Source organism: Ruegeria sp. ANG-R (assembly GCF_000813985.1).
In the GTDB taxonomy this organism is placed as follows: Bacteria; Pseudomonadota; Alphaproteobacteria; order Rhodobacterales; family Rhodobacteraceae; genus Ruegeria.
This window is the reverse complement of record NZ_JWLJ01000009.1, coordinates 21,396-37,721: the sequence shown is the minus strand read 5'-3', so window position 1 is coordinate 37,721 and position 16,326 is coordinate 21,396. Positions and strand designations below refer to the sequence as shown.

Annotated in this window: 16 protein-coding genes; 1 reads left to right on the top strand and 15 read right to left on the bottom strand. The window is 58.9% G+C overall.

Annotated features, from left to right (window positions below; genetic code table 11):
- Nucleotides 1–6: 6 nt before the first annotated feature.
- The 13 genes from RA27_RS17675 to RA27_RS17615 all read right to left on the bottom strand — a co-directional run bounded on the left by RA27_RS17675 (nucleotide 7) and on the right by RA27_RS17615 (nucleotide 13,085).
- A complete protein-coding gene (locus tag RA27_RS17675; protein WP_039542139.1) occupies nucleotides 7–1,482 on the bottom strand; it encodes a TRAP transporter large permease subunit in 1,476 nt (491 codons plus the stop codon).
- A 3-nt stretch (nucleotides 1,483–1,485) separates the two neighbouring features.
- Nucleotides 1,486–1,995 (bottom strand): TRAP transporter small permease, encoded by a 510-nt coding sequence (locus RA27_RS23260; protein ID WP_193746540.1) that lies wholly within the window; start codon nucleotides 1,993–1,995, stop codon nucleotides 1,486–1,488.
- A gap of 68 nt (nucleotides 1,996–2,063) precedes the next feature.
- Nucleotides 2,064–3,038 carry a TRAP transporter substrate-binding protein DctP gene (gene dctP, locus RA27_RS17665; protein ID WP_039542136.1) on the bottom strand — a complete coding sequence of 325 codons (975 nt, stop codon included), beginning with the start codon at nucleotides 3,036–3,038 and terminating at the stop codon, nucleotides 2,064–2,066.
- A 297-nt stretch (nucleotides 3,039–3,335) separates the two neighbouring features.
- Entirely contained in the window at nucleotides 3,336–4,109 is a 774-nt protein-coding gene (locus tag RA27_RS17660; protein ID WP_039542134.1) for an aspartate/glutamate racemase family protein, read from the bottom strand.
- Nucleotides 4,110–4,157: 48 nt separating this feature from the next.
- Nucleotides 4,158–4,760, bottom strand: coding sequence for a flavin reductase family protein (locus RA27_RS17655; protein ID WP_039542131.1), 603 nt, complete (start codon nucleotides 4,758–4,760; stop codon nucleotides 4,158–4,160).
- Between the two features lie 6 nt (nucleotides 4,761–4,766).
- Complete coding sequence (locus RA27_RS17650) at nucleotides 4,767–5,486, bottom strand: SDR family oxidoreductase (RefSeq protein ID WP_039542129.1); 720 nt, start codon at nucleotides 5,484–5,486, stop codon at nucleotides 4,767–4,769.
- Nucleotides 5,483–6,274, bottom strand: a complete 792-nt coding sequence (locus RA27_RS17645; RefSeq protein ID WP_039542127.1) for a cyclase family protein — start codon at nucleotides 6,272–6,274, stop codon at nucleotides 5,483–5,485. Before RA27_RS17645 ends, RA27_RS17650 begins: the two co-directional genes overlap by 4 nt.
- Nucleotides 6,271–7,509: an SDR family NAD(P)-dependent oxidoreductase gene (locus RA27_RS17640; protein ID WP_039542126.1), complete on the bottom strand. Its 1,239-nt coding sequence runs from the start codon at nucleotides 7,507–7,509 to the stop codon at nucleotides 6,271–6,273. Before RA27_RS17640 ends, RA27_RS17645 begins: the two co-directional genes overlap by 4 nt.
- Entirely contained in the window at nucleotides 7,506–8,681 is a 1,176-nt protein-coding gene (locus RA27_RS17635) for a thiolase family protein (RefSeq protein ID WP_039542123.1), read from the bottom strand. The genes RA27_RS17640 and RA27_RS17635 overlap by 4 nt, the downstream gene beginning before the upstream one ends.
- On the bottom strand, nucleotides 8,681–10,294 hold the full coding sequence (locus RA27_RS17630) for an AMP-binding protein (protein WP_039542121.1): 1,614 nt from the start codon (nucleotides 10,292–10,294) through the stop codon (nucleotides 8,681–8,683). The genes RA27_RS17635 and RA27_RS17630 overlap by 1 nt, the downstream gene beginning before the upstream one ends.
- An 8-nt stretch (nucleotides 10,295–10,302) precedes the next feature.
- Nucleotides 10,303–10,776 carry an aromatic-ring-hydroxylating dioxygenase subunit beta gene (locus RA27_RS17625; RefSeq protein WP_039542119.1) on the bottom strand — a complete coding sequence of 158 codons (474 nt, stop codon included), beginning with the start codon at nucleotides 10,774–10,776 and terminating at the stop codon, nucleotides 10,303–10,305.
- A complete protein-coding gene (locus tag RA27_RS17620) occupies nucleotides 10,773–12,119 on the bottom strand; it encodes an aromatic ring-hydroxylating dioxygenase subunit alpha (RefSeq protein ID WP_039542117.1) in 1,347 nt (448 codons plus the stop codon). Before RA27_RS17620 ends, RA27_RS17625 begins: the two co-directional genes overlap by 4 nt.
- 21 nt (nucleotides 12,120–12,140) lie before the next feature.
- The gene (locus tag RA27_RS17615; protein WP_039542115.1) at nucleotides 12,141–13,085 is read right to left on the bottom strand and encodes a PDR/VanB family oxidoreductase; all 945 of its coding nucleotides are present in this window, start codon (nucleotides 13,083–13,085) and stop codon (nucleotides 12,141–12,143) included.
- A gap of 183 nt (nucleotides 13,086–13,268) precedes the next feature.
- Here RA27_RS17615 and RA27_RS17610 point away from each other — a divergent pair, with 183 nt between their 5' ends.
- Nucleotides 13,269–14,207, top strand: coding sequence for a tripartite tricarboxylate transporter substrate binding protein (locus RA27_RS17610; RefSeq protein ID WP_039542113.1), 939 nt, complete (start codon nucleotides 13,269–13,271; stop codon nucleotides 14,205–14,207).
- 60 nt (nucleotides 14,208–14,267) lie between these two features.
- On the opposite strand, the gene RA27_RS23775 is transcribed toward RA27_RS17610, so the two are convergent.
- Both RA27_RS23775 and RA27_RS17605 read right to left on the bottom strand, forming a co-directional pair.
- Nucleotides 14,268–14,444: a hypothetical protein gene (locus RA27_RS23775; protein ID WP_343294166.1), complete on the bottom strand. Its 177-nt coding sequence runs from the start codon at nucleotides 14,442–14,444 to the stop codon at nucleotides 14,268–14,270.
- A gap of 336 nt (nucleotides 14,445–14,780) precedes the next feature.
- Entirely contained in the window at nucleotides 14,781–16,322 is a 1,542-nt protein-coding gene (locus RA27_RS17605) for a tripartite tricarboxylate transporter permease (RefSeq protein ID WP_039542111.1), read from the bottom strand.
- Nucleotides 16,323–16,326 lie beyond the last annotated feature (4 nt).

Genomic DNA, 16,326 nt, shown 5'->3' with positions numbered 1-16,326 from the left:
TATCGTTTATCGCAGCTGTTGTGGTAGCCAAGTTGCGACTTCAGGTACGGCGATAAGCAACGCGAGCACGGCCAACTCGATCAGGATGAAGGGAATAGCCGACCGGACGATCTGTGCAATGCTGATCCCGGCAGGTGCGACACCTTTCATCACATAGAGCAGCAGACCAAAGGGCGGGGTCAGCAGGCCGATCTCCATCGAGATCAGGATCAGCACCATCAGCCAGATCGGGTCGATATCATAGACGACCTGTAGCGAATTCGCGCCCAGCAGAAAGAAGGGCAACGTCAGCAGTAGCATGCTGACCTGATCCATAAATGCCCCTAAAAACAGCAGGATCAGGATCATCAGAATCACCACGGTCGTGGCGCTCATATCCACCGACAACAGCGCCTCAAGCAGGCCCTGGGTTGCGCCCGACACCGCCAGTGCCTGGGTGAAGACCAGCGATCCGGCGATGATGAAGATGATCATCGTGTTGATCTTGACCGTCCCCATCAGTGCAGTTGCAATCGCGCGCCAGTCGAAATCTGCGCCTTCGATCCCGCTGATCGTTATCGTGTGCCGGAACAGGCGGAAGAAGTAACAGGTGGCCAGCGCCGCCAGACAGCCCATCGCGGCAGCCTCGGTCGGTGAGGCCAGTTTGAAGAAGATGCTGCCCACAACCACTACAAAGATCGACATCAGCGGGGTGATGTAGAGAAAGAACGGCAGGATACGGTTCAGAACTCGGTTGAGCGCACCATCATAGCTGCGCGACCAGATCGTATGCCCCTTGCGGTTGACCGCAAAGGTGATGGGTTGGTCAAGATGGCTGGTGTCAGGATCATATGCCGGGGCCATATCGGGATTGATGGTGCAGCGAATGACCACATAGGCAAAAAACAGCAGCGCCATCAGAACGCCGGGCACGATTCCCGCTACCAGCAGAAGGGCCACCGATTGCTGCGCGATACTGGCCAGCAGCACCGCCAGAGACGAGGGCGGGATCAGCATGGCAATGCCGCCGACCGCCATGATCGGCCCCATGGCGATTTCCGGCTTGTAGCCACGCTTGACCATGTCGGGCAGCAGTACATTGCCCAAAATGGCGGTATTGGCCACGGTTGATCCCGACAACGAGGAAAACACTGTGCCGCCCAGAATGGCCACGATGGACAACCGGCCCGGCACGCGAGCGATCATCTGTTCAATCGCGCCGATGGCTTTGAAGGCCACACCGGTCTGCAACAGGATCTCTCCCATCAGCAGAAACAGCGCGATTGTGGTTAACGGGTATCCGACCGCCTCGTGGAACTCGATCGGCATGCTTTCCAACGAGATACGCACGATGGTCCAGTCGCCCAGCGAAGCCCACGCCCCGATGAACATCGCCGTGCCCAGCAGGTTCGCCGCGATAAAGGCAAAGGCCACCGGCAGGCCGAGAAACAGAAAGAAACAGACCGTGCCCAGCATCAGGCTGAGTGCAAAATACCATTCCATAACTTAGAATCCCACACCGTCTTCGCGCACATATCCGTGCTTGCCCGCGCGGTAGTAGCGCAGCAGAAACTCGACCGTCAGCAGCACGAAGGACAGGCAGAAGACCGACAGAACCACCCAGTTCGGAACCCGGAGATCCTTGTCGGGCAAGGTGCCCAGTACAAAAGCCGACAACGCCCCTTTGCTGCCCAGATAGGCCATGATCGCGCAGATCAGCGCGCCAAACAGATCCACCATCCGCTCAAGCCAGGCCGCCGCGCGGGCTGGCAGGGATGAGATGATGATATCCACCCGCACATGCGCGCCTTGCTGCAAAACCCTGGTTGCGGACAGGAACACACCAAAGAACAGGCCGTATTCAGCCCCTTCATTCAGCCATTCCAGCCCGCCGATCCTGAACTTGCGCAGCAGGTAATCCAGCGTCACCAGCACGGTGAACAGCCCGACCGACACGGCAACACATGCCGCAATGGCGGAATTGAGCGTTTTGAACAGGGATTCAAAGGTTTGCATGGTCACCGACCGCATGGAGTGGGGAATGGGCTGGCCGCGCGCGACCAGCCGGTTGGCGCGGTGCGCCCTTACTGGGTGAACAGTTCTTGCAGGCGGGGGCCGGTTTCGGGGTTTTGTTCCAGAAACTCGGCCCAAGCCGCGTCACGAGCCGAGTTCACCCATGTTTCGGCATCGGCACCTTCTAGGGTGATGGTTTCGAACCCGTTCTCGGCCTGCGTCGCGCGCATCGCCGCGTCCAGTTCGTTCGAATGGTTGCTGCCCGGTTCCATCCGTTTCTCATACTCGATGACAACCTCCGAGATCACATCCCGCGCCTCCTGGCTCAGCGCATCCCAGCGGGCTTTGTTGGCAATGGTATGAATGGTCGCGCGATAGAAACCGGGATCCACCCGATAGTTCGTCACCTTGTACCAGGTGGGCGAGATGCCACGGAACGACCAGCCGAAACCGTCAACCGTGCCGTTTTCCATCAGCGTATATACCTCGGGCATGCTGGACCGCTGCACCGTGGCCCCAAGCGCTTTGAAGAACGCGGTGTAAACCGGCGAGACCCGCAGGTTCAGACCGCTGAGATCGGTGCTTTCAATCGGTTCCGCCAGGAACAGGTGAAAGTTTCCGTCGTCATGGTGGCGGCCCAGAAAAACCGCGCCTTTGGCATTCATCAACTCCTGGAAATAGTCGATCCCGCCATTCTCGCGCAGCTCAGCATAGGACCGCTCGGTCAGGCGCAGCGCGGGGGCTTCGGGGACCAGATTTCCAAAGAACGCCTCGGGGCAACCCGCTATGTCATATGCCCCCAACGCCATCCGCTCGGCCACCTGAAACGGGCTGCCAATGGCTGGCGCGCCGCCCAGCAAGTCGATCTGAACCACGCCTGCGCCGCGCTCATTGATATCAGCCACCAGATTTTCAAACGGCAAGCCCGGAGGGCTGCCAATCGGGAAACAGCTGACGCCCCGCAAGGTGTCCTGCGCATTTGCCGCTGTCCCCAACGAGGCCACCGCAAGGGCCAGCCCCGCCAATGTTTTCGTCACAAATCTCATCTTAATGCCCTCTCTGTTCTGTTACTTTTTTCAGTGTCAGCGGTGCAACGACAACCTCGCGCGAACAGATCGCTGCAGCTACGGCCCTTGGTCGAAAGACCGAACAGCGCTGTCAAATCGCTTGTGGTCATTCCTTCACTCCCTCGAAGCGGTTGTTTCAACCTTCCCTGACGTCAGCCAGAATACACAAGAAAGTATCATTTACATATAAAATTTTTCAAAAGCATAATTTTATGAATAAATGTTATTCTGAAACTTGACGCAGAATCTTCAGAAAGCACATCTCAACTGATTGAATCACAACCCTTTCGGATGGGTCATGAACTCTTCAATCACCTCGGGTGGGGCTTTGGAATAATCGCCGGTCCGGCTGACACACTGCCCTGTCATCCACTTGAGCGCGACGGCCATTTCGGCCGATTTCACCGCAATCGGAATACCGTTCACCACCGGCGCGCCGTCGATCTGGTGATCGTGGAACTGCGAAAACAGCAGCATGGGAATGCCGCCACCGGGGATCAGCACATCGGTTCCTTCGGTGACCAGAGGGCGGCCCTGTTCTTCGAACAACCGCTTCACCACTTGTGCCTTGTCAGCATCACCGTAGGCGCCCAGAATCTGGCCGGGCTCAAAGCTCATCGCGTGGACGCCTGAAATGCGGTCGCGCAGGCCGTATTTGCCGATCTGGTGGTGAAACCACGGAATGAACCGGGTGTTGATCGTCACAATCCCCAGCCGCTGGCCCATCTGGCAGCACCAAAGCATCGTGGCCTCGCCCAAACCGATCACCGGGATGTCGACAACGCTACGCGCCTCATAAAGTCCCGCATCCTGAAAATGGCCGACCACAAACGCGTCATACCCTTCACGCTCGGCCCGGATCGCATTGCAGATCATCTCGCGGGCGCAGCGGAATTCGACCAGCGGGTGCGCATAGCTGTCGAAAGGGGTGATGCCATGGATGTCAATTGTCGTACCGTCCGAGACGCAGGCCTCAAGATGCGGTTTCAGAACATCCCAATACGCGGCCCCGTTTTCATAATCGACATAGCTTTGATACCAGATTTTCATACGTGCACCCTTATCTGAACGAAATGCGCTGTGATGGTCTGACAGCCGTTATTTGGGTCGGGACATCCTGAATGTGTCTTCGATCATGCCGTAGTCCTGATACCCCAACCGGGTCAGAGGTTTATAGGTTGTGATCTCGAACCGGTCCTCGACAATGCAATTGTCGCGAATATGCACGGCCTCGATGAAACCCAGAACCAGATGGTTGTTCTCACCTGGCAGGTCGATCACCTGGTTCAACCGACATTCCAGCGCCGCAGGAGTCTGCGCGACGCGGCTACAGTCGATCATTTCGCACGCGGTTTTTTCGATGCCGGTATGCGCGAATTCATCCACGCCACGCTCCAGCGGGGCCGAGGAGTGGTTGACCGCCTCGCGCGCCGCGTGTTCGGCCACGTTGACACAGAAAAAGCCGCTGGCTTCGATATTCGACACCGTGTCCTTCGAGCGATCCTGATCGGGTTTGGTGAAGGTAGATGCGAACATTACCTGTGGCGGATCATAGGCCGTGAGGTTGAAGAACGAATAGGGCGCCAGATTGTCCACCCCATCCTGATCGCGGGTGGAAATCCACGCGATGGGGCGCGGGGTGACAATGGCGCTGAGGGGGTTGTGGCGGAACGGGTGACCCTGTTCAATCGTGTAGAACATGGGGCCTCACGACGGCAGGCTACCGAGGCTGGTGCCCCCGCAGACAAACAGGACCTGCCCGGTGACAAAACTGGCCTTGTCATCCAGAAAGAACCCAGCCGCATTGGCGATATCGTCCGATGTCCCGATCCGCTTGACCGGCACGCCATCGGCGATTTTGCCCTGCAATTCGCCGTCTTTTGGCACGATGCCCCAGAAATTCTCGGTCAGAACCGGGCCCGGCGCGATAACGTTGACGGTGATCCCCTTGGGGGCCAGCTCCAGCGCCCAGGTGCGCGCCATGCCATGCACCCCCGCCTTGGTCGCAGAATAGGCCGAGCGGGTCGGCATCCCCATCGACGCGCGGGATGAGATGAACAGGATACGGCCCGAACCACGCTCTTCCATGCCCGCCAGAACTGCCTGCGTCAGCGCCATAGGCGCGGCAAGGTGCAGTTGCGACAGGGTCAGAATGTCCTGCGGCGAAGCATCGGGCAGCAGGTTAGGCAGGATCATCCCCGCATTGTGCACCAGCGCGTCGATCTGATGATCTGATGCGATCTGCGCCGCAACCTCGGCCGTGTTGGCCGCGTCGGTCAGATCGGCGGTGTAGCCAAACAGGTTCTCATGCTCTGCCGCGGGCAGTTCCAGCCCCAGCGACACAACCTTTTCGCCACGCACCAGCAGCAATTCGGCAATCGCCGCACCAATGCCCGAGTTTCCGCCGGTGATCAGAGTGGTTTTCATGCGCCCTCTCCTTCGATCAGGGCGACAACGCGCAGCGGGCTGCCCGAACCGCCTTCGATTTTCAGCGGGCAGGCGACGATGATCGCGCCGAAGGTTGGCAGCTTGTCCAGATTGGTCAGGCACTGCAGGCCGAAACGGCCATTGCCATGCAGGATCGAATGCGCCGGCAGGGGCGGATTGAAATGGAACCCCTGCCCCGCATCGGTGCCCACGGTTTCCACCGCAAGACCCACGCAATTGCGGTCATGTACCATGAATTCAACCGCGCTGGCATCCGGCCCGGGCGAATGCGCGCCGTCTTCCAGCAGGTTCAGGTATTCGGGCGTGCCGACACGCTTGTACCAATCGGTGCGCAGGGCAATCCAGTGACCCGGCGGGATGGTACCGTTTTCCTTTTCCCAGTTTTCCAGAAACGCACGCGTCACCACAAAATCCGCATCCGCTGCAGATTCAACCGAGATGTCGATCACAACCGCCGGTGCCATGAAATCCTGCGCCGGGATCGCATCAACGGTGTTCGAGGGCAGATCCTTGCCCGTCACCCAATGCGCGGGCGCATCAAAATGCGTGCCCGTGTGTTCGTTCATCGAGATGTTGTTCCAGTACCACGCCGGGCCATTGTCATCATAGCGCGAGACTTTCTCCATCCGGAACGGCGCGCATTGGCCAAACTCTGGCGGCAGCACGATCACCGGAAACTCGGGGCTGAGTGTGTTGGTCAGGTCGACAACGCGCACCTGACCCGAGGCCAGCGCCGCCGCCAGATCAACAAGAACAGATTGGGTCATTGGTTTTCCTCCCGGATTGTCAGCAGCGGATCGGCCTGCCAGCGGGACAGAATGTCCTTGGCCACATCGCCCGCGCATATTGTTTCCTGCCCCTTTTGCAGCACTTCGACCACCGCTTTGGCGATCTGAACGGGGGCCGTCTTCGGGGGCGGCACGTTCTGGTGCCATTCATCGTCGATTGCGCCGGTCAGAACCGACATGACGCGGATGCCGGTATGGGCCATCTCTCCGCGCAGTCCCGATATCAGCGACAGGCGCGCAGCCGCCGCCGCCGCCGCGCCCGAGAAACCGGATTTTCCGGTCAGCCCGTGGATCGAGGCCACGTCAACAAAGGCCGCAGCCGAGTTCACCCCATCATCCGACCGCCCGGACATCGCCGGGGCAAAGGCCTGCGCCAGACGCATCAGGCCCGACACCTCGGTTTCCAGCCCGGTTTGCAGATCGCTCAACTTGCCGCCGAAACCCACGCCGCTTTGACGGGTGAACTGTGCCGTGTTGACGACGATTTCCACTTTGCCGCCCAGTTGCGCCGCCAGTTCCTGCGTGCTGCTTGTGTCGGTCAGGTTCAGGGCGACGGGTTCGATGCCCTCGATGGCCTCGATCCGGTCCTGACCGGGATAGCGCATCAGCGTGTCGGCATTGCCCAGATAGACCGTCTTGGCCCCGGCCTTCAGCAGGGCCTGCGCCACGGCCTGCCCCACCGGGCCACGCCCGTCGGTGACAAGAACGCGGCGGAGTTTCGGATCAGCAGTAAAGACGCGCAGTTGCGGATCATCGGCCATGTTCGGTGTCTCCTTTTCGGGCATCGCAAACAGGGCCGGGTTGCCGCCCCGGTCCAGCTTGATCTCCATCCGCACGCGGTCGCCCTGTTTGACGTCGCCATGCAGATGCACAATCGCCATCGGGCCTGCATCCAGCCGGGCCGAGCCAACGCGCCAGGGCAGATGTTCGCGGAAAAACGGATCGACGGTGGCATCAATCGTGGTCACGGCCTCAATTACGGCGCCACGGGGCTGTTCCTGCCAGGTCAGCTCATCCCAGGTAAAGGGCGAGCGGTCGCGCGGCGGATAGGTCGTCTGCCCGGTGGTGTTGCAGGTCTGCAAAACAAACTGCCCCTGCCCGGCCCGCACTGCCATTGCCTTGGCCGCACGGGATCGCAGCCCCGGAGGCACATGGCCCGCGCGGGTTCTGACCAGCGGGTCTTTCTTTTTCGGAGGCGTCAACGGATCGGTCATCGCAGCACCTCCTGCGTCAATACAGCCGCACCGGTGCACACGCCCCGGTCATAGTTCACCAGACCAAAGCCCGACACCAGCGCGTGGCGCGCATCGGGCACCTGATCGCCCAACGGGCAATGCAGCACCTGCCGCAACCCTTCGGTCACGTTCTGGAACCCACCAGCCGCGCCCGCCTGCCCGGCGGACAACTGGCCACCATTGGTGTTCAGCGGCAGTGAGCCCGAGATGGTAAAGTCATTCTGGGCAATGAACTCTGGCAGCTTGTCTTTGTCGCAAAAGCCCAGATCGGCCAGTTGCATGGCGACGATCACGGGATAGTCGTCATAGACCTGAACCATATCCATATCCTGCGGGCCAAGCTCTGCGGCCTGCCACAGATCGTCAATGTCGCGCGCCCAGCCGCCGCGCGTCTGCACAGCGTCCTCGGCAAAGGCATTGTGCCGTTCGATGGTGCCTGCGATCCGCGCCGTGGACAGGCCCAGTTCTTCGGCTTTTTCGGGGGTGGTGACGATAAACGCCTCAGCCCCGGCGCAGGGCATCACGCAGTCAAACAGATGCACCGGGTCCGAGATCGGACGGGCCTTCATGTATTGCTCATGCGTCAGTGGCTTCTTCATCAGCGCCGTCGGATTGGACAGCGCATTGTCGCGCTGCGCCACGCAGAGCTTGGCGAAATCTTCGCGCCCGATGCCATATTGGCGCATGAAGTTATCGGTGATCAGCGCAAAAGTCGCGTTCGGCCCGCCAAACCCATAGGGATAGGTGGCATCCTGCGAAAAGCGCGAGAACCCGGCCAAAGTCTGCCGGAAACTGTCGATCTGGTTGGTGTCCGCCGCAACACAGGCCACGATATCCACATCACCCGCCTGAACCGCGCGCGCCGCACGGCGCAGCGCCATCACGCCGCTGGCCCCGCCCGTCGGGATATGGTCCATCCAGCGGGGGCTGAGGCCCAGATGCTGGACCATGCCCACCACACTGTCGGGCACGGCCGAAAAACTGGCAAAGCAGAACCCGTCAAAATCCGCAGGCCCAAGCCCCGTCTGACGCGACAGTTCGGCCAGCGCGGCCCCGGTCCACCAATGTGCCGTCTCTGGCGAAAACCGCACATAGGGCACAGTCACCGGCGCGCAGACAACCGCGCCGTCATATGATTTCTGTTTTGCCATCAGACCTTGCGTTTCTTCAGGTGCCGCGTGTCGATAAAGCCGTCTTCCTCAAACGTCTTTACCATCAGATCCTTCATCTGTCCGCGCAGGATTTTCTGCGTCGCGGTCAAAGGCAGGTCATCTGCAAAAGCGATCCAGCCGGGCACTTTGTAATAGGCCATCTGGTCCAGCGCCCAGGTTGCAATCTCTTCAGCTTTGGCGGCGTCGCCCTTGACCCCGTCAAGGATCATGAACACGGCCACCTCGTCTCCGCGCACCTCATCGGGGGCGGCGACAGCGGCGGAAATCTTGATCTCGGGGTGACGGTTGAGGATCGATTCAACCTCGACCGCCGCGATATTCTCGCCCGAGCGGCGGATCACGTTCTTTTTGCGGTCAACGAAATGCAGCGATCCGTCTGCGTCCTGGCTGACCACATCGCCGGTGTGCAGCCAGCCGCCTTCCCACAACTCATCCGTGGCTTCCTGATTTTTCAGGTAACCCGAGAAGAAGCCATAGCGCGGATTGTCCCCGGCGCGGCGCACCAAAAGCTCACCGGGTTCGCCGGTGGCAACGTCATTGCCTGCGTCATCCACCACGCGCACGGCGACGTCCTTGCAGGGGCGGCCAAAGCACGAGGTCCCGATCTGGCGCGGCTCTTCATGGGCGCTGATCACACCGCCGGACCCGGTCTCAGTACAGGCCCAGGCCTCGACCAGCGGAAAGCCATAGCGCTCCTCGAAGGGCGCGTGCAGCTTTTTGTCGACACCTGCGCCGAAGCCAAAGCGCACATTGTGGTCGCGGTTTGCATCAGAGGGTTCGGCCACCATCAGCATCGAGGGCATGACGCCCAGATAATGCACCACGGTCGCGCCGCTTTTGCGTACCGACTCCCACCAGCTGCGCGGGTGGAAGCGATCCAGCATGATCAGGCAGCCACCGACGGTGATCATCGCCGTAACCGAAACCGCCATGGCGTTCATGTGGAACACCGGCAGCGGCGTCAACATCCGCTCGCAATCTTTGCGCAGGCTGATATGGCCGCCGGTTTCCGCGTACCAGTCGCCGGAATGCAGGTAGTATTCGTTGGTCAGGATACAGCCTTTGGGCCGCCCTGTGGTGCCCGAGGTATAAAGTAGCGCGCATTCCGTCGCGCTGTTCAGCTCGGCCCCGGCCCGGGGCGCAGTGGTTGCGGCGGGCAAATCGTCATCGACGGTGATCACCGGCATCGACAGGCCTGCATTCTGGGCCGCCTGACGCATTTCATCCACGCGATCGGCCAGAACGATGGCCAGGATCATCTCGGAATGCTCGGCCAGATATTCCAGCTCGGCCAGTCGCAGATCGGGATTGATCGGCACTACCGATACACCAATCGCGTTCAGAGCCAGCCAGATTTCAAGGAACACAGGCCGGTTCTGCAACAGCAAGCCAACGCGTTGGCCTGCCCCGTATCCTGCGTCCTCGAACCGTCGCCGCCATTTTTCAATACGTGCGGCCATATCGGTATAAGAGATATCGCCCGCCGGGATTCCGTAAATCCCTGCGGTTTCTTCCAGAACATGCTGAAAGGGTGCGTCACCGCGGCGCGCGGCGGTTTCAGAAAAGCGCCGGTAAACGGTCTCGGATGTCATGAAGTGCCTCAGATAAACAGCTGAATGTTGCTGAAGGGTGCGTCGAAGTTGATCAGGTCGATGCGCTTTTGCTTGATCTTCAAAGCACCGTCGACCTCGACCAGTTGATGCCCGATCCAGCCAGAGTAGCGTTCCAACAGGTCGCCCCGCGTTTCGGTGTAAAGGAACGAGGTGCGCATTCTGTATATACCGTCCTCTTCCCCCATCGACAGGATACGGGGCCGTTCCATCAGGTGATGGCTACGGCTTTTGGGTTTCTGGCTGAAGGTCCGTTCACCTGTCAGACGCTCAACCCGAACGGTCAGCAGCAGCAGGTCTTCGTACATCAGCGAGGGTTGCAGGATCGGGTCTTCCTGTTGCCATTCTAGCGGCATCCAGTATCGGCCATCTTCGGCAAACAGTTTGGTCCAGTCCTCCCACCGCATGTCATCCAGCATGGCGGCTTCGTCATAGACGAAATCAATCAGATCGTCGCGGTTCATTCTGCGGCCTCCACGGTGTTTTCCATGTTCTGGATCATGAATTTGCGCCAGGCGTAGAACTGGTTGCGCATCTGACGTTCCGAGGTACCGTTGACCACTTCGGTGGTGTCTTCGGCCTCATCCTCTTCCCACAGACGGTGCAGGTTGATCCACTCATTGCCGTCCGACAACAGACCTTCCTGCGCGCGTTCGTACATTTCCAGATCATCATGGCCCACAATCGAGGTCGGCGCGTTGATGAAGCGGTTGTACATCAGGCCCCGCTCATACAGCTTGTCCGGCGCGCCTTTCCATCGGAACACCCAGCTCTCGACCAGCGTCTTGTCCACGGCCAGCGGGATGAAGTTGCGCAGAATGCCGACTGGACCCTTCACCATGATGTTCGGGAAGTAGTTGGTATTATGCCGCACGTCGCCCAGAATCTCATGCGCGCGCTTTTTGCCGTAGGCGTCTTCCATCCTGCCCAGATAGCCATCGACATCTTCGTAGTCCTGGTGGATCGAGCCGGTCACGCCGGAATGGCCATGACCATTCGGCCAAACGCGGATACCTGCGCCTTCGTAGAATTCGTAAGGTGCCATGAAGGGCGCATAAAGCTGCACGGCCATCGGCGTTTCCAGATCCGGATTGGCCTTTTTGGCACGTTCCCAGACATTCACCGCAGTCCCGGCTGAGCTTTCATGCGCCACCATCGGGTGGCAGGTGTCGGTCTGGTTGTCGACCAGCATTTTCCAGTTGCACGAATGCATGTAGCGGATCGGTGCGCTGAGCACCTCAAGCTCACCCTCGGGCGAGCGGTCGGCCATGTTGTCGATCGTGGTCAGCGACTCGCCGAAATATTCCTCAAAGCTCAGGCCCTTTTCAGCCAGACGCACAAATATCAGGCCGCGATAGATTTTCACGTTCTCGATCCGGGGCAGACCCTGAGCCGCGCGATCCGCGTCAAACCCGGTGCCCTCATAGCCCTTGTTCAGCGGGATCGCCAACAGCGAGCCATCGGTCTTGAACGACCAAGCGTGATAGGGGCAGCGGAAGAACTTGCCGGTGTTGCCGCAGGGTTCGGAGGCGATCTTGACGCCTTTGTGCGGGCAACGGTTGTGCATCACATAGACCTGACCGTCACGATGACGCGAGGCCAGAACCGGCTGATGCCCGATCTTTGATGTGATGAAATCGCCGGAATTCTTGATCTGGCTTTCATGGCCAATATAGACCCAGCAGTTCGGGAACAGCTGTTCCATCTCAAGGTCAAAGACTTCTTGATCTACATATGTGTCACGATGGACAGCATAGCCCTTGACCAGATCAGCGATGGCTTGTGGGTTCCCGCGGTAGCGATCCATTGCTTCCTCCTGTTTCCTAAATCAGATGTCGATGACAAGCTTCGGGGATTTGGAACGCGAAACGCAGATTTGCATCTTCGAGTTCGACGACCGTTCCTTTTTGGTCAGCACCACGTCCCGGTGCTCGGGCTCACCTTCGTGGACCTTGCACTGGCAGATGCCGCAATCGCCGCGCTGGCAATCGTAAAGCGGGTCAAGCCCTGCTTCCTCCAGTGCCTCGACGATGGTTTTGTCCGACGCCACTTTGACAACCTGACCCGTGCTGCGGATCTGAATGTCAAACGCAGTATCGCCAGAGGTATCGGCATTGGCGGCGAAGACCTCGAAATGCACACGCTCATCATCCCAGCCAAGGTTTTCGGTGATCGAGATGATCGCCTCGACCATACCGCGCGGGCCACAGAAATAGACATGCGAGTTATCGGGGGCGTTTTCCAGAATTTCGACCAGATTCATCCGATTGGGCTGATCGTCGTAATGCAGGTTCAGGCGGTCACCGCAGATTTCCTGCATTTCGGGCACAAAGGCCAGCGCACCTTCAGCGCGTCCGCCATAATGAACCTCAAACTCACGGTCGGTTCTGGACAGATCAGAGGCCATCGACAAGATCGGCGTGATCCCAATGCCGCCCGCGATCAGCAGGCAGGGCCCGTCGTGATCTTCCACCTCAAAATGATTGGCCGGATTGTTCAGACGTATCCAATCTCCGGCCTTAAGCGAGTGCATGTATTTCGAACCGCCGTGGCTGTTGGGTTCGCGCAAAACGCCAACGGCCAGATGCCCGGCCTTCATCTTTGGCAGGCGCAGGAGGGAATAGGCGCGATCACCACCCTCAGGCAGGTTGACGCGAATATGCGCCCCGGCCCGCCACACGACAGGAATCGGCGAAATCGGTTTCATCACGATACGCCGAATATCGGGTGTTTCGCTGGTGGCAGCTACAACCTCGTATGCGATTGCTGGCATTTTCTAGCCCCTCGAATCTAATGTATGATTTTGCATAGATTTATATATAAAAGAAAATCTGTCAAGCGCGACGTTTAGAGGAAGGTGGTTGACTCAAAAAGTATTTTACATATAAATCTTTTCATCAGCATGTTTCTTGACCCAAATAGCAATGGGCTGAAATGAGCCAACAGGAGAAAAACTATGAGGAAAATTGCTTTCTATACGTCGGTCGCACTGGCGACTTTGGCCGCTGCGCCGGTTGTTGCGGAATATCCCGAAAAACCGGTTGAGTTTGTTGTGCCCTTCCCCCCAGGCGACCTTGAAGACGTTCTGACCCGGATGATTGCCGATGAATTTCAGGCTACCTACGGCGTCCCTGCAGCAGTTGTGAACAAGCCAGGTGGCGGTGGTGGTCCGTTCCCGGGCGCTGTGTTCGTGGCCAACCAGCCAGCAGATGGTTACACCATTGGTTCGTTCGTTCTGGATATCCCGATCGTCGGCCCCCAGATCGGTATTCCGGACCTAGCAGAAGACCCGTTTGAGCCTTTGGGCATCTTTCTGACCTACCCGTTCATTCTGGCCGCTGCCGGTGACGCTCCGTTTAAAACCATGGAAGAGCTTGCCGCGCATGCGCAGGACAACAGCCTGGTTGTGGGCCACTTTGGCGCTGGTGCCTCTCCGACCGAGGTGACCATGGCCACTCAGGAAGCGTTTGGTTTTGAATGGGGCAGCGATGCCGCGTTTGATGCGCTGGACTGCAACACACTTGCTTCGGGCGATGCGGATGTGATCAACACCACGCTGCAACTGGTTCAGCCCTGCCTCGACAGCATCACCCCGCTGGCCACTGTCACAGAAGATCGCATCGCGATCCTGCCTGACGTGCCGACTCTGGGTGAGTTGAAGCCCGAGCTAGAATTAGGAACTTGGAACGGCCTGTTCGTTCATAAGGACACCCCTCAGGACGCACGCGACAAGATCATCGCCGTCGCTCAGAAAGTCGCAACCAGCGATGCCGCGAAAGAGCTGTCTCAGCAAACCGGTGCGCTGATCTACTGGCAGACCCCGGAAGAGGCCGCCGCACAGATCGCAAAAGACGGGGCGACCTTGGGCAACATTGCCGAGATGAACGCAAACTGAACTCCCCGAGCGTTCTTCTCGACACCTTACCTGCCGGCGCTTCGCCGGCAGGTTTTTTTGTCAGGATATCCGGCTGTCCAATCGAAATTGACGCAGGGATTTCCCGGTTTCCTCAGCAAAGGCCTGCGTGAAACTGGCGGTTACGAAATACCCGCAGCGCTCCGCGAATCCGAGCACGCCATAGCTTTCATCCAGCAACAGACGTGACGCCATCTCGATCCGCTTTTTGCGAAGGATGTCGCGAAAGGTCCCCCTTCGGCTGCCAGTCTCCGCCGCAGCTTCGCCGCGCTAAGTGTCGGTTCTTGGGCCGCGGGCGCGCGGCGCAAATTCTCGGGTGAGAGAAGGATCAAGTTGCTGTCCTGCTCGAAATAAACCGGTCATCCCGCATCGCTGATTGCCCGTGAGATGGGCGTAAGATCGCCGCAAGAACCCGTTGGACGATATCGTCACCTCGCCGGTGCGTGGCGAGGTGGACGGTCGTCTGCTGGACCGATGCGGAATTCTGCAATTACTTCCTGATGCTGGTTGTGGCCGGCAATGAAATCACCCGCCACACCCTGTCGCCTAGAAGGATCAGAAGCCTTCGGGTGCCACGCCTTCATCCTTGGGTGGCTTATCGCCTTCCATCTGTTTCTTGAGCCGCCGCTGCCTGTGTTCGAACCGCAGGGCTCGGACGTGTTGCACAAGCACGATCAGGATCAGCGAAACCAGAATGGCCGAAATCGGGCGGTTGACGAAATCAATCGGGCTGTCGACGCGCGCCATGGCGCTGCGCAGCTTGACCTCCATGATGCCACCCAGAACAACGCCCAGAATGATCGGAACGATCGGCAGGTTCAGGCGTTTCAGGATTAGACCGAACACACCGAACCCGGTTGCCATGGCACAATCCACAGGCGAGTTCCGCAGAGAGTAAACCCCGACAAAGCTGAGCAACAGGATCATCAGTCCCAGATACCGGGTTGGAATCTGGGTAATGCGCAACAGTAGGTTGGTCGAGAACAGCAGGAACACCAGAACGATGATGTTCAGCAGCAGCATCGCGATATACAGCGCCATCACAAAGTCCATGCTGCCCTGGAACAGCTGCGGACCAGGGATGACGTTGTGCACATAGAACACCGATAACATCATGGCCGTCAGCGCCTCACCCGGAATACCAAGCGCCAGCAGCGGAATCATCGCCGCAGCAGGCACCGCGTTGTTCGCCGCTTCGGATGAAACCAGACCCTCGGGCGAACCATCCCCAAACGCTTCGGGGGTTTTCGAGGTTTTCTGCGCGTAGGTATACGACAGGAACTGAGCGGTGAACTCACCCACGCCCGGAATGGTACCCATCATGACGCCAAAACTGCCCGCGACCGAGGCCACGCGTTTCAGGCCCAATAGTTCGACAAAACCGCCCAGCATGTTGCCCTGTACGCGTTCGGCTTTGGGCATCTCATCTTTTTCGACCATCAGAAACAGCGCCTGGCTGATCGCAAACAGGCCCAGCACAAGAACAATAAGGTCAACGCCACCGGTCAGCCAATTCTGACCGAATGTGAAACGATGCGTGTACTTTGCGGGTTCCAATCCGACGGTATTCAGGAAGATACCCAGAAACGCCATCATACCAGCGGCCATGATCTGACCTCGGTGCGCCAGGATCACTAGAATGATCCCCAGTAGCGCCGCCAGAAAGATCTCGCGGCTGCCAAAATGCGGTGCGATCATTGCCAGCACAGGAGCCAGAATGATCAGACAGATCACGGCAAAAACACCGCCGAAGAAGCTGGCTGAATACGCCAGAGACAGCGCCCGGTGTGCCTGCCCCCGTTTGGTCATCGGATAGCCGTCATACGTGGTCAGCGCGTTCACAGGCGTGCCCGGCGTGTTCAGCAGGATGGCCGGGATCGATCCGCCATACATCGAACTGCCGTAAATCCCCAGGAGCATGGTAAGGCCCACGATGGGCTCAAACGAGAATGTAGCGGGCAGCAGGATTGCGATGGCCACAGCCGCGCCAACACCGGGAATGGCACCGATGATCACGCCGCCGATCGAACCGATCAACAGGGCGACGAGAACCTGCCAGCTAAGCAGGATCTGAATTCCTCCGAGGAGTGCGTCCATTATT

Excerpts from the sequence above, each read along its gene's own strand:
- RA27_RS17640 (WP_039542126.1), bottom strand. The coding sequence starts at position 7,509 with ATGACCGATCCGTTGACGCCTCCGAAAAAGAAAGACCCGCTGGTCAGA.
- RA27_RS17620 (WP_039542117.1), bottom strand. The coding sequence starts at position 12,119 with ATGGATCGCTACCGCGGGAACCCACAAGCCATCGCTGATCTGGTCAAG.
- RA27_RS17655 (WP_039542131.1), bottom strand. The coding sequence starts at position 4,760 with ATGTTCTACACGATTGAACAGGGTCACCCGTTCCGCCACAACCCCCTC.
- RA27_RS17625 (WP_039542119.1), bottom strand. The coding sequence starts at position 10,776 with ATGAACCGCGACGATCTGATTGATTTCGTCTATGACGAAGCCGCCATG.
- dctP (WP_039542136.1), bottom strand. The coding sequence starts at position 3,038 with ATGAGATTTGTGACGAAAACATTGGCGGGGCTGGCCCTTGCGGTGGCC.
- RA27_RS17675 (WP_039542139.1), bottom strand. The coding sequence starts at position 1,482 with ATGGAATGGTATTTTGCACTCAGCCTGATGCTGGGCACGGTCTGTTTC.
- RA27_RS17615 (WP_039542115.1), bottom strand. The coding sequence starts at position 13,085 with ATGCCAGCAATCGCATACGAGGTTGTAGCTGCCACCAGCGAAACACCC.
- RA27_RS17635 (WP_039542123.1), bottom strand. The coding sequence starts at position 8,681 with ATGGCAAAACAGAAATCATATGACGGCGCGGTTGTCTGCGCGCCGGTG.
- RA27_RS17610 (WP_039542113.1), top strand. The coding sequence starts at position 13,269 with ATGAGGAAAATTGCTTTCTATACGTCGGTCGCACTGGCGACTTTGGCC.
- RA27_RS17650 (WP_039542129.1), bottom strand. The coding sequence starts at position 5,486 with ATGAAAACCACTCTGATCACCGGCGGAAACTCGGGCATTGGTGCGGCG.
- RA27_RS23260 (WP_193746540.1), bottom strand. The coding sequence starts at position 1,995 with ATGCAAACCTTTGAATCCCTGTTCAAAACGCTCAATTCCGCCATTGCG.
- RA27_RS17605 (WP_039542111.1), bottom strand. The coding sequence starts at position 16,322 with ATGGACGCACTCCTCGGAGGAATTCAGATCCTGCTTAGCTGGCAGGTT.
- RA27_RS17630 (WP_039542121.1), bottom strand. The coding sequence starts at position 10,294 with ATGACATCCGAGACCGTTTACCGGCGCTTTTCTGAAACCGCCGCGCGC.
- RA27_RS17660 (WP_039542134.1), bottom strand. The coding sequence starts at position 4,109 with ATGAAAATCTGGTATCAAAGCTATGTCGATTATGAAAACGGGGCCGCG.
- RA27_RS17645 (WP_039542127.1), bottom strand. The coding sequence starts at position 6,274 with ATGACCCAATCTGTTCTTGTTGATCTGGCGGCGGCGCTGGCCTCGGGT.